This is a genomic window from Paenibacillus sp. MY03 (genome assembly GCF_002165585.1).
Classification (GTDB): domain Bacteria; phylum Bacillota; class Bacilli; order Paenibacillales; family Paenibacillaceae; genus Pristimantibacillus; species Pristimantibacillus agaridevorans.
Window position 1 is genome coordinate 222489 of sequence record NZ_MXQD01000007.1, and the last position, 13788, is coordinate 236276.

General features: G+C 47.0%; 8 protein-coding genes. 2 read left to right on the forward strand and 6 right to left on the reverse strand.

Annotated elements, in window-relative coordinates; genetic code table 11:
* Positions 1-3: 3 nt before the first annotated feature.
* From B1748_RS08515 to B1748_RS08530, 4 genes are all read right to left on the reverse strand, one after another.
* Complete coding sequence (locus B1748_RS08515; protein WP_179215477.1) at positions 4-1371, reverse strand: ABC transporter substrate-binding protein; 1368 nt, start codon at positions 1369-1371, stop codon at positions 4-6.
* A gap of 131 nt (positions 1372-1502) precedes the next feature.
* The gene (locus B1748_RS08520) at positions 1503-3044 is read right to left on the reverse strand and encodes a response regulator (RefSeq protein ID WP_087567467.1); all 1542 of its coding nucleotides are present in this window, start codon (positions 3042-3044) and stop codon (positions 1503-1505) included.
* Positions 3041-4843: a sensor histidine kinase gene (locus tag B1748_RS08525; protein ID WP_143810270.1), complete on the reverse strand. Its 1803-nt coding sequence runs from the start codon at positions 4841-4843 to the stop codon at positions 3041-3043. The genes B1748_RS08520 and B1748_RS08525 overlap by 4 nt, the downstream gene beginning before the upstream one ends.
* 103 nt (positions 4844-4946) lie before the next feature.
* A complete protein-coding gene (locus B1748_RS08530) occupies positions 4947-8066 on the reverse strand; it encodes an apiosidase-like domain-containing protein (protein ID WP_179215478.1) in 3120 nt (1039 codons plus the stop codon).
* Between the two features lie 166 nt (positions 8067-8232).
* Between B1748_RS08530 and B1748_RS08535 the strand changes: the two genes are divergently transcribed.
* Together B1748_RS08535 and B1748_RS08540 are read left to right on the forward strand one after the other, a co-directional pair.
* Entirely contained in the window at positions 8233-9168 is a 936-nt protein-coding gene (locus B1748_RS08535) for an AraC family transcriptional regulator (protein ID WP_179215479.1), read from the forward strand.
* 103 nt (positions 9169-9271) lie between these two features.
* Positions 9272-10411, forward strand: a complete 1140-nt coding sequence (locus tag B1748_RS08540) for a glycosyltransferase WbsX family protein (protein WP_087567471.1) — start codon at positions 9272-9274, stop codon at positions 10409-10411.
* 42 nt (positions 10412-10453) lie between these two features.
* Here B1748_RS08540 and B1748_RS08545 read toward each other — a convergent pair whose 3' ends face one another.
* Both B1748_RS08545 and B1748_RS08550 read right to left on the reverse strand, forming a co-directional pair.
* Positions 10454-12019 carry a response regulator gene (locus B1748_RS08545; RefSeq protein ID WP_087567472.1) on the reverse strand — a complete coding sequence of 522 codons (1566 nt, stop codon included), beginning with the start codon at positions 12017-12019 and terminating at the stop codon, positions 10454-10456.
* Positions 12016-13683: a sensor histidine kinase gene (locus tag B1748_RS08550; RefSeq protein ID WP_087567473.1), complete on the reverse strand. Its 1668-nt coding sequence runs from the start codon at positions 13681-13683 to the stop codon at positions 12016-12018. Before B1748_RS08550 ends, B1748_RS08545 begins: the two co-directional genes overlap by 4 nt.
* Positions 13684-13788: the final 105 nt, after the last annotated feature.

The window sequence follows — 13788 nt, forward strand, 5'->3', positions numbered from 1 at the left end:
CGATTACTCTGCGGGGAGAATGACAGTTCCTATGTCCTTCTCCAATTTTTTCTGGGCTTCCGTCAAATCCTTTACATCAAGTTTGATGCCCGAGGCTACCTTCGTAAAAGTCTCCGTCAGCGAAGTCATAGCCGAAGCAGGCAAATAAGCTTCGTATCCGATACCGGATTCCGTCTCGTCAACAACTTTCAACAAATCGTTTAACGCGGCATTCGGGTATTCGAGCTGCATGCCCTGGATTCCAGGCACGGTTCCGCTACCCACATTAAACGGCCCATAGACCTCAGGACTCGCGATAACGGCTACCAAATCCTTTGCTTGCTGAAGGAGCTTTGTTTTGGCGTTCACCGAGAGCGATTGGTCAATACCTAGCGACAGCTTGGCATACCCTTTTTCTGTTCGGAACGGGAGGTATCCGAGTTCGAATGCCGTATGGCCTTTCGTTTGGAAGTTTTCCTGAGCGGTGCCTGGCATCCAAGGACCTTGAGCGATCATGGCCGCTTTGCCCGAAGTGAACAGATCCGCGGATTGCGGCCAATCAATGCTAAGCGCGTTTTTGTTCAAGTAACCCTTCTCGACCATTTCTTGCAGATGCATCATGACCGCTTGAACTTCCGGTCCGTCCAGTCGTTTCTTGCCTTCGTAAAGATCCTTGCCATACGTTGGACTGCTCTCGTAGCCATGAGGCTGCATCCACAGATTAAAGGTCATGCTTGCAGTCCAAGCGTCTTTAAAACCTGCAGCCACAGGTGTAATTCCTGCCGACTGTATTTTTTCGAAAGCGCTTTCCATTTCCGCCCATGACTTCGGCACTTCGATCCCTAGATCGGCGAAAATATTTTTGTTGTACCAGATTCCGCTCGAGGCGATGCCCATAGGAAGTGCGTATACCGTATCCTTGTACGAATAAGCGCTCTTCGTTCCCGGATTCAGCTTAGCCCCCCATGCCTCTCCGGATAAATCCGCCAAATATCCTACTTCTCCGAACACGGCTGTCTTACCTTGGTGGAAAAACACGTCCGGCGCCGTATCCGAGGCCAGCTCCGCCTTCAGCTTATCTGCGTACGCATCCCCGAGTGTAATGTCCCATTGGATGGTAGCATTCGGATATTTCTCTTTGTAGGACTTCTCAACATTCGTCTTGAACTCTTGCATGAAGGGCCGATCATCAATAAACCAGGTCCCGATTCGAATCGTAAAGGATTCGTCTTTTCCGCCGCTGGATTCGGGCGTAGCTTTACTCCCCTCAGAAGTAGTAGAACCCGTTGCATTCGCATTTTTGGGTTCGTTCGATTGATTTGCTCCGCATGCCGAAATCAGCGCAACTAGCAATAGGCTTGCCAGTACGAGAAGCGTTCTTTTTCTTTTCATAGATTTGACCTCCATATTGAAGTGATTAGGATTGGCACCGTCCGTCGACTAGCCTCCCTATCCATAAGTTTATCGTTTCGAAACAAGAATCGACATATGTCCATTTGTCTTGAACTGTTCTGTATTTTTCCTTACCCTTTATACTCGCTGGGGGTTTTTCCAGTCATTTTTTTAAACAATTGGCTAAAATGGGCTGCATCCTTGAACCCTACGGCATAGGCTACTTCATAATGCTTCATGCTTGTCGTCGACAACTTCTCCTTAGCGATGTTGATACGGTGTTCCCACAATACATCGCTAAAATTCCGTCCAGTTTCTTTCTTTATCAACCTGCTTAAATACGAATAATTGACGAAAAGCTCTTCTGCCAACATTTGCAGCGTGATGTCTTCCATATAACGTCGTTCGATGAAATTCATCGTGGCATCGATATAATGGATGGGCGTATTCTGTCTGACAGCACTAATTTGAGATGCCGTATTTTTTAGAAACGACTCCATAAATGCCATTAAATCCGAAAGGATGGTATAAGACAGTACGTCTTTGCGGACAGCAATCGTTTCCTCCGGACTTGGCTGGATACCAAACGAATGCAGGATTTGGCCCGCCGTCTCCACCATCTCCATGCAGGCTTCCTGGATACGCGTTTTGCTTATGCCTTCCATCATGAACGTTCTGCTCTTGGATCTTAAATAATCGGAGAGCGGCTCCTGTTCTCCTCTGCGCAAGAGATCAGACAGCTCGGAACGATTCATCTCCGACTGCTCTCGTTTCTGCTCCTGCATTAAGAGCATAGCGGAATAGGCAACGATCGAATTCCGTCCTATCAACATCCGGTATTCCAAACATTTCTTGGCTTCTTCACGTCCCCTGCGAAGCTCCGTCACAGATGGCAGTAAATCGCTAATGCCGATCGAAATACTAAAGCCGCATGACTCGCCAATAGCTCCCAGGATCTTCCGGGCGACCTCCATCGCTTCATGTACGGATTGTTCCTTCGTGGCAGAGGGGGACATGAACAAAACTAAATATAGGCCGCTGTGCGCCAGGGCCGACCAGTAAGTATGAGGAAACGATGTCATAACGTCGGCGATGAATTCTCGTAAAGTAAGGTTGGTAAACGGTTTACCCAAATCGTCCAATAAACCTGAATTGTCGATTTCAATAAAAAAGAAAATGACCGGTTGATTCAACGTTTTGGGCAAGTCAAGCGATCCGGGCATCTCCCGTTGCGGCATTGTCAAAAGCGACTGTATCCATGCCTCCTGTTGGACCCAATCCGGTCTCCGACGATCCATTCGATGATCTCTTATCCATTGAACTCTATCCACGAGTTCATTTTCATGAAACGGTTTCGTTATAAAATCGACAACGCCTAACTTTACGGCTTGCTTGGCATATTCGTATTCGCCATGTGCCGTCAGAAATATCACTTTCATATCAGGACGGACGTCGAGAATACGACGAGTTAATTCAATGCCGTCCATGGAGGGCATGCGAATGTCCGTGATTAACACATCCGGCTTCTTATCTTTTGCCCTGCATATTGTTTCGTAAGCTTCCCACCCGTCAGCCGCTTGTCCGACAATCGTACAACCAAGACGATTCCAAGCGGGCAAAGAGACAATATAATCCCTAACCGCCTTTTCGTCATCGACGATAAATAGTTTCATGGCGCTGCAATCTCCTTTTCAGTTGGGACATCCGTTGACTCTTTCATGATGATAGGCATAAGAAGCTTTACGACCATTCCTTGTTCGCCTTGCAGTTTCTCAATGCCATAACGATTCCCAAAATGCAGCCGAATACGGGATTCTATGCCTTTTAAGCCTGATCCCATTCCTTTGGATTCGCGAGGGCGGGGTTGTGCAGAACCGCCGTTGTCCTCAATCTCGATGACGAGGTTGAATTGACTTTCGTAAGCTCTAATGTCGATTCGGCCTTTCCCGCGAATATGGTCGATGCCATGAATGAACGCATTTTCAATAATAGGTTGAAGAATTAATTTCGGAACTTCGACCTGCTTCAAGTGATCCGGCAGATCGATATGATATTCGAATCGGTTTTCGAATCGATATTGATGAATTTGCATATAGATTTTCGCAAATTTCATTTCGACGTCCAAAGAAACGAAGGTTTCCCCCGGCGAAATGGAAAAACGAATGATGCTGGACAGACTTTTCACGACGTAGGGGATCCGATCGATCTTGTCCTTGGATTTGGCCAGAATGCTGACGTATTCCAAGGTGTTGTGCAAAAAATGGGGATTAAAATACGTTCGGATCGCCGCCAACTGGGCCTCCTTCTGCTCGAGTTCCGCTTTATATACTTTTTGGATTAATTCTTTTGTTTCCATTATCATTCGGTTAAAACTATGACAAAGTTGGGCAATCTCATCATGGGAACCGAAATTTTCGATGAGCTGGTAGTTTTCCTTCTGTGCTTTGCGCATGAGATTGCTTAAAGTAGCCAAAGGACTTGTTATTTTTCTCAGTACGTAATAGGTAATGACGATTACCGCCACCCAAGATGCGAGCGCTACCACGACCGAGAAAACTGCCAACTTTCGGATGCCAGCACTTGCTTCGGATACAGGAATGCGGCTTACGTACTTAAATCCCGTCGATTTGGAGTTTAGTTCCGTCGCGATCGTATCCCCCATAGCTTGCGTGGAAATGAGTTGGCCGATTCTATTTGGATTGTCGGTGGACATCACAATATTGCTGGCGTTCGTAATAAAAAACGAACCGCTTTCATAAGAGTCGTATAAAGCAGTAACTTTGATTGGGTCTAACAAGACAACCAAACTACCCAGTACGGTACCAGTTGCTGAATCAACAAGCTGCAAGTTGCAGATGAGCCGACGATTATCGATAAAAAACGCCCACTCCGGAATGCCTTGTTTTTCGAACGGCATAATGACAATCGCATCGTAATACTGAATTCCAGATTCGGCACCCGCAAAATATTGTTTGCCTTGAACGTCAAAAATGTGAATGGAATCGGCGAAATCGCCAATGTTTTTGCTCATATTGCCCAACTCAATCCACAGCATTGCTTCCACTCGTTCCGTCAAGGCCGCTCGTTCGGCTGGCGATAGTGGATATTGATCAGGATTCCAAGCGTTGCGTAGCAGCGTGTACACGAACAAATTGTCACCGATGTCAGAAGCTTCGTTAGCAAACGCCTTAAAAACGCCATCGATTTTATCCGATGTTTCGGACATGGTTTGTTTAAATGATTGATCGACATTATGTTCAAGAATTCCTTTCGACGTTACATAGAAGGTTGCACTCACAATGATCAGAGGAACTAGCGTTAATAGAGAGTAGATTAAAATCATTTTGTAATGTAATTTCGATCGGATGAAACGAATGATTTTCACTTGCGAACCTCTCCTTGTCATTGATTGGCATCGAATTAGTGTCCATATCCAATCTCTATTCTCACGGAAGGCACTGTTGTCAGTCAATGATGCGTTGAACTTGTTCGGATTGTATTGGATAACGGCAAGAGCTCCTTTCCGTTATATCCGGAAGGAGCCCGATCCTCATGTCTTCGTTCAAGCGCAACCCTCAGTAGATTGCAATTTCGTATACAATAGGTTGCATGGTTCCGGACGTAAAGTAGAGTCGCGCTTGGCTTCCGGTTACTGCGGGGAAAGTTACGGTCCTTGGCGTGTTTACATCACCAATCGTCGTTCCCGTGTATGCCGTTGCCCATGCAGAACCGTTCCAATATTCAACTCTGTAGCCTGTCGTGCGGTTTCCGTACTCGGTTATTACCGCCTTGCTGAAGGTAACCGATTGACCGAAGTCAACCGAAAGCCATTGCCCCGAAAAAAGATTGTTGGCAGCCTGCCAGTTTGTTAAAGATGAACCGTCAAACGCCTTATCGGCGGATTGATCATCGTCGTACCGCGAAGAGCTGGCGTAATTGGACACTGGTTTATTTAATGCATGATTTCGATTTAAGAGTTCAAACTCGTAAATGATGGGTTGAAAACCAGTACCGCTAATAAAAAACAGTCGTGCTTTACTTGCGGTTACGCTTGGAAAAGTTACAGTCAAAGGAGAACCATAATCGCCAATGGTTGTTCCCGTATAAGCCGTAGACCACCCGGAACCGTTCCAGTATTCGACGCGGAATCCCGTTGTACGATTTCCATATTCGCTAATTACGGCGGAGTTAAATGTTGCATTGCTGCCAAAGTCGACTTGCAGCCATTCATTTGCATAATTGCCCGATGCCGCCTGCCAGTTGGAAGCAGTACCATCGAAAGCCTTTGCGGCAGTTTGACTCGCGTCGTATTGGGAGGAACTGCTGTAAGTCCGGTTAAAAGCAACATTTTGCGTCAACAGCTTATAATATTCAATCGATTGAGGACTAGTTGTCATTCCCGATTTAACAGCTATAGCTTTTATAACGATCGTTTCGGGTGAAGGAGACGTAATTAGCAAAGGAGCTGTGTAAACAGGACTTGCCGTCGTCGGAGTCGTCCCATCGGTAGTGTAATGAATGGTTGCGCCACTAGTCGTCGTAGTCATCGCCACGCCCAACATGGAGTCATACGTTCCTCCCCCGGTGCTCATAATTGGAGAACTCACCCTATTGGTTATTTTGGTAACCCATAATGTCCAATCCTCCGTGGAAGGCTGGGAGGGAATACTCCACTGCCCCGATGTATTCGGCGAAAAATTAGGGGTTATCGTCGTATATTTTCCGGTACGTGGATTTAACCATCTTGCCATGTAGGTATCCGAAACATTCAGTCCATTCAAAATTCCGCTATATGTCGTTGTCGTTGACGGATAATAAGCAACAATCGATGATCGATCCGGGTTTGTTTTCACTGCCGGGCTTTGTGTTCCCGAAGGAGCTCCACTCCAGGAGATAACAGAATGATTGGGCTCCACCGTCCACCAATTCGCGGCTTCAAAGAAGTCTTTCATATAGCGCATTTGTTCTCCGGCAGGCTTATCTATGGCATTGTACCAAGGGGTCGGAATGCCTCCCCAAACTTGCCAAGTGTCATGACTATCCCAAGTGGCTTGCCATAAGCCTTCAGCGCCATATGAGAACCCGGCACTGCCAGCCATATTCGCATTCCATGCTGTTTCCCTCGTATAATAAGAAGGTATGCCGTTGATATTCTCATAATTGGCTTCGCCTTCAATGACAACCTTGGTCGGAGTTTCATTGTAATGATTCAACCAGTAGCTTTTGTCCAGTAATGCGCCATGACCTCCCTGCAGAAAATCGAAATGATAAGCATCGTCATTTCGAAACGCTATCGTATTCGTGTAATCATTGTGAAGAGTATTGGCCCGTTTGTATGCATCGATAGCGTAGGTATAATCGAGTACATTCTTCCAGCTGGCCGCACTCCCCTGACCATATTCCCCGCCGCCTGTCCACACCGTTGGATAAGCGCCATACCTGGCTACAATATACCTGGCCATTCTTTTGTAATCCGCTTCGTTACCGCTCTCCAACAACCTTCCCCAGTCGATGCCCAATGCAACGACGAGCCCTTTTTCGACCGCATATTGAATGCGAAGATCGCTGTTTTGCCAGAACCCGGGATTTAGGTCAGATGCGAATCCACTCCAATTCATTAGAGAATTCGCAGCATTAAATACCTTGAATTCCCGAATGGAAGGAGTGCTGCCTCCTGTTGCTCCCGTTATCGTAATCCTGACGTACCTAACCGCAGCCGATACAGGATCGGAGAAGGTATCGCCCGAAACTCCCGATGTGCGGTCTACCAAAGTTGTATAAGATACATTATCGGTCGAACCTTCAATTTTGTATCTCCAAGTGTCATTCTCTCCAAATAAGGTTTCGACTCTACTAAGTGTCGTATTTGTTTTTAGATCCATAGAAAACCATTGAGGATAAACATTCGAAGCAGCCTTCCACATTGTCCCTTCTCGATTGTCCAGAGCTTTGGTTGGGTGGGCCACATAACTATCGTAAATGGTGCTAGAGGTAATAAAACTCGAAGCATCAGCATCATACCGATCGTAATTCCAAACATGACCGCCCTCATTGTAGGTTCCGGTTGCATCCACATCACCTTGCTCGAAAGCGAAAAAGTTCATCTGATAAACCGAAAATCCTTGTTTGACACGCTTATCCACCATACCTTTATACTGTGACGACCATCTCGAATCGTTAGATGACCCCCATCTTTCCCGATAAGAAAGTCCCATCCAATGAGTATCCGCCAACCAATAGAAAGGCGTTCCATCGTTGTAGGTTAAGTAGCGGTTCGAAGGATCCGCTTTTACGAATCCATGTTTATAAATATTCAGGGATCCCGAATAAGGTTGACTCATTACGGTTCCGGTTTGTCCATGCAACCCCGTATCCGTCGGATCCGAAGCAGCCGTTGTATACGACCAGGTGCCTGTAGCGGTAGGAGCAAACCGAAACTTCCATGTATTCCCGCCATCCCAAAACCCCGGTATTGTTAAGGTTGTACCTCCGGGTCCGGTAAATGTGGCACTGATTTCTACATCCATAAAAGGATTCGAATAGCTCTTCGAACTATGCAAAGCGATGTCTACTGCTTTCCATATTTCCGTGGAATACGCCGCATGAACGTTCTGAACCGAAAATGAAAACTGGCCTACAGCAAGTGAAGTAAACATGACAAGAAATGCAATTACTAACGATACTCGTCTTTTCATTGATCTTTTACCCTCCCTGGTAAGCGATTTCATATATAGAGTAAGGGAACTGTTCTATCATTCACATGTTTGTATTTTGCCTTACCTATTCTATATTTTAGAGGATGGACGGACTCTCTGCTCCTATGATACTATTTAGCCAACAATGGGGGCGAGGAGGATTCATATGGAGCGAAATGCAACGTCGGTGCGAACGATCAGCCTGCTGGAGCTGGCGCCCTATGTTCGCTTGGTGCAGCACATCCAAAGCAACGACAGCTACCGCCTTCCTCCGCGCATCATCTACGATTACGAGTTGAAGTTTGTCGTAGCAGGCAGCTGCGAGTACACGATCGACCAAAAGCTTTATAAAGCTGGACCGGGAGATATGATATTCCTCTCTCCCATGGTCAGGCATTCATGCATCGTTCCCAAGGACAATAGGTTTCACTACTACGCAGTCCATTTCGATCTTCTCTATATGGGAGAAGCATTCGATTTTTCTGTCGAGGATGTCTATCTCAACTGGAATTACCTGCAAGAAGCTTTTATACCCGTTGAGCCCGAGCTAACGGATCGCCCAATCGTCCGTCTATCCGATATCGAGCTGCCGTACGTTTTTTCAATCTCCGATCGTCATGGTTGCGAATCGTTGCTGCGCTCGATGTATGCTGCTTTTGCGGAAAGAGAATTCGGAGCAGAACTTCTGCTTAGAGGCGAATTGCTTAACTTGCTCGCGCTGATCGTCCGTGAACTGACTACGACGGGTGGCAAAAGCCTATATCATCCCCGCAGCGAACGGGTCGGACAAGCCATCCGGTGGATGGAGACCCATTATCGGTCACCGATACAACTTCATGACATCGCATCATCCGTTCATCTGTCCCCGAGCCGCTTTCGTGAGCTGTTTAAGGAAGAGACGGGCAAGTCGCCTATCGAGATGCTTGTTGCTATCCGGATGAAACGGGCAAAAGATCTGCTTCTTCATTCTTCGCTGTCGGTAGGGCAAATTGCCGAAGAGGTCGGTTACCCCGACATTCATTATTTCAGCCGATTGTTCAAGCGCGTTGAAGGCTTGTCGCCACTCCATTACGCCCAATCCCTCCGTTCCAAATTCCGGTGAATATTGCAACAAAGCCGTCGATTTGTCCAAATACGCTCACTCCCCCTTTCGTTACACTTAAAGTGCGTACTAGAACTAGAATTCAAAGGACGAAGGTGGATGCATGAGCAGCAAATACGAAGTCGCCGTCTATTACTTTCCGAATTATCATGTCGATCCGCGCAACGAAGCCGTTCATGGCGAAGGCTGGACGGAATGGGATCTTGTCCGCCGGGCGACACCTCGCTTCCCAGGTCATGAGCAACCCAAGGTGCCGCTGTGGGGATATCTGGATGAGTCCAAGCCCGAGACTGCAGAGAAGCAGATCGCCCATGCAGCAGATTATGGGATCGACACCTTTATTTACGATTGGTATTGGTACGAGGACGGTCCATTTCTAAATCGGGCACTGGAGGAAGGATTCCTTAAAGCGAGCAACAACGATCGGCTCAAATTCTCCCTCATGTGGGCTAACCACGATTGGATTAACATCTTTCCATACAAACGGGGAATGGACCATACCCTGCTGCACAGTGGCCAGGTGTCGCTGTCAGCGTTCGAAGCAGCCTGCGACTATATGATCGAACGTTACTTCTGCCATCCCTCTTACTGGCGAGTAAATGGAGGCTTGTATTTCTCCGTATACGAGTTAATGAGCCTGATCCAAAGCCTCGGCGGTCTCTCGCAGACAAAGGAGGCGCTGGCTGCCTTTCGAGACAAAGTGCGGGCGGCCGGTCTTGGAGAGTTGCATCTTAACGCGGTCGTCTGGGGCATTCAGAACCTGCCTGGCGAACGAACGCTGGAGAATCCCGGTGAACGCGTGCGAGACCTGGGCTTCGATAGCGTCACTTCCTATGTATGGGTTCATAATGTACCTATGGACACTTATCCAACGGTAGATTATCAGGCTTACGCCAAACTAGCCGAGGCCGGTTGGGAGAGCTATCGCCAGGATTTCAACAAGTACGGAATACCTTATTTCCCTAACGTATCGATGGGCTGGGATAGCAGTCCCCGTACCGTTCAATCGGATATCCACGCCAATCTTGGCTACCCATTTACACCAATTCTGGCCGACAATACACCCGAGCAATTTCGCAAGTCGCTCGCCGCAGTAAAGGAGTTCCTGGACCGCAGCGGAACCCTCCCCCCAATCGTTACGATCAACTCTTGGAACGAATGGACCGAGGGTAGTTACATTGAGCCGGACACCGTACACGGCCTAGGTTATCTCGAAGCTATTCGCTCCGTGTTCGGAGGATAAATCCCGCTGCCCGTAGAGAGTAACGGATTGGATGTAAATCCGTTACTCCTGTTCCTTCCGTTGCCGATATTCCAACGGCGCTAGGCCGCAATATTTTTTAAATACTTGCGAGAAGTAGGAGAAGTTGGAGTAGCCCACTTTGGATGCGATGAGATTGACCGGAATGTTCGTATTCGTCAATAGCGACTTGGCGATTTCCGTCTTCTTCATCGTAATATAATCATTAAGCGCTATCCCCTTTACTTTCTTAAACAACCGCGACAAGTACTCTGGATTCATGTAAATCGCTTCGGCAATTTCCGCACGGCTGCAGCTCTTCTCAATATTTTGATCAATGTAGGCTATAACTCGCTCAATTGGATCCGGGACAAGGTTCGCATCCGTGGTATGCTCTTCCACATAGTCCAATACAAAATTGACCAGATCCAGCATTTTACTAAGCGACGTGTAGGCCTGAATGTACTCGGAGTAAGGGTAACGATTAAAGAAAACTTCGCTCGCATCCAGCTTCATCTGTTTGGCGACGGCAAAAAAAAGCTGAATGAAATCCTGATGGAAGCGCGCAAGAAATTCGGCGTGAATCCTGCCTTTCCCTTTCTGCTGCTCCATGTAATTATGAATTTCGCTGCGCACCTTCCGGCTGCCGCCATTGGCTATGAGCATCACCCATTCCTGCATATCCGGCACTCCGTATGAGCCTTCCTTAAGGTAGTTCATATTTTGTCTCGTAAATACTTTACTGTACAAAGCAACATTGTGCTGACGCATCTGACAGAGCGTCTGATAATGCTGCTTAAGCATGTCGGCCAGCCCAATATCCGAGAAATAGCAAATGATCGAGCAGGAATGTTTCTTTTGAACATTCACGATCAAATGTTTAAGCAAGCTTTCAACTGGAGCGTCGAACGAACCTTCCGTATATAGAATGGCCATGTAATTCGCATCATCCAACTGAGCGAACAATACCTTTAAGTTATACGGCTCCATCAACTGAACCACTTCGCGCTTCAACTCGTCTTTGCCTGCCTGCTCGCTCGGTTTTGCATATTGAATGAGCACCGACCGAAAAGAGGTTTGGGCAGTAAGGCGTATGTTCAGATTGTTTAAGTCGCGCTGGAGCTGCTGATAGGAGTGGCCTGAGTTAAGCAGAAAGCTGCGAAGATAATTCTCCAGTAAAAAAGGCTCGTTTTCCCGCCAATATGCTCCATATTCATAAAGCTCCCGCCGCTCTGAGTTCGCCTCGATTTGCAGAATTGCGCGTTCGATCGACGCTTGCACGTCTTCGTAGCTGGCCGGCTGAACAATGTAGTCAAAGCTGCCAAGCTGAATGGCTTCTTTGGCGTACTCGAATTCGGAATGGGCAGAAAGAAAAATACACTGCAAGTCCGGATAATCTTCTTTCACCCGCTTGAACAATTCCAACCCATTCTCCCTGGGCATCTCGATGTCGCAGAGCAGTACTTGTATCTCCTTTTCCTGGAGCAGCCTCCTCGCTTCATCCGCGCTATAGGCGTGATAGACATAAGTAATGCCAAGCTTCTGCCAATCCACGCCTGTCAAGACGCCTTGCACAACGTCATATTGGTCATCTACGACTAGTACATTCATTCTGTCCCGTCCTCCCGTTGCAGTCTGGACCTAAGCGGCAAAATCATTTCGGCTGCTGCTCCGTTTTCCGTATTAAAGAAAACCAGCCATGCCTTGTCACCATACAGCAAAGATATACGATGACGCAGATTACTGATTCCAACATGAACATCGGTATAGATCGTGGAATCGCCTTCATTCAGCTCTTCCAGAATCGAATCGTTAAATCCATCTCCGTTGTCTTGAATTGTAATGTCTACATAGTTGCCTTCATCCGTTTCCAGTATAACGGCTTTCACATGAATACGCAGTTGCTCTTCCGGCCTCGTTGCGTATTTCACGCTATTCTCTACGAAAGTTTGAATAGACAGCGGAGGCAAGGAAAAATCCATCAAAGCCGTATCGACCTGCCATTCGCACACAGGCGGAATGTGATGAGCGATATGCTGAATACGGATATAGTTTTGTACATGCTCCTTCTCTTGAGCAAGAGATACCAGCTGCAAATTATCTTTAAAGTTGTAGCGCAAGTGATTGGATATGGCTAAAATCATTTGCTGCATCCGCCCAAAGCTTTGCTGCTGCGCCATACCGTATAAGCTTTTTAAGCAGTTGAGATAGAAATGAGGGCGAATCTGAAGCTGCAAATGCTGCATTTCTGCCTTCTGCCGCCTTATTTCCTCCTCATACGCCGAAATTTTTAATTGCTGAATTTCATTCGACATATGCGTAAAGGCAGCATCTACCTGCTTGAATTCTTCAATCCGATATTCCTCGCGCCGCTCGGGATCAGAACCCTTTCCAATACGATTAACCAGCCGCAGCCACGGCAGCAATAAAGATCGGTTCAACATGACAAGGCGAATAAAGACGAGTACAACCACAACCAGCGACAAGGAGAATAGAATGGCGAATCCGCCCTTAAATGCATTAGGTTTGGGAACGGCAAACATCAATTGAATTTCACTGTTCTCGATCGGGGAGCCGACGATCACATAATCGTCATTGTTCCAGGGATCTTCTTTTTCCACAAACTGCCGATTTGTCAGAGCAACTTGATCCTTTGTCGCGTGGATGACCTCGACGCCGTCATGCACCAGATCCGTTGAATAGATGCGCCCAAGATCCACCATTACGGCTGCATAAGTTCCTTCCTTGCCGAGCAGTCTGAACAAATAGTTTTTACCTTGAACTTCATAGGCTAACCAGCCTTTATAATAAAAGTTATCACTGGTTTGGGTCAACGCATGCATCTTCTCCCGGATCGCTTCTTTTAATGAATAAGGATAATCGGATGCAAAAATATCGCGATAGGTTTGACTGACATCGCTGTATGCAAAAAATGCGTCCGCCATCTTGTAGGTACTGAGCGCCGATTTAAACTGAATCATCAATTCATGTGCCGCCACATGGGCTTGAATTTTATCGGTAGGATGACTAAATAAGCGAAAGGTATGGTCCATCACCGTCACATGAGTTAATAGCGTGTCCAGCGCATTCAGATCAATCTGCATATTCCGCGCGTATAACGCGAGCGACTGTTGATTGGATTCTACGAATTTGGCGTTAAACGTGTAGTAAGAGTAGAAATTATAGACCGACAGTAAGCCAATCAATGGAAGCGTAATCAACAATAAGTTGCGCAACACATTCATTTGGATTGATGCACGGACCCTTTTTTTCATGAAGTGATCTCCTAGCTGCTCAAATTATAGCAAGAGGCCACCATGGGGAAGATTCTCCACGGCGGCCTTTTAGGGCGTGTCTGAAAACCCGCTACCCTCGGAGTA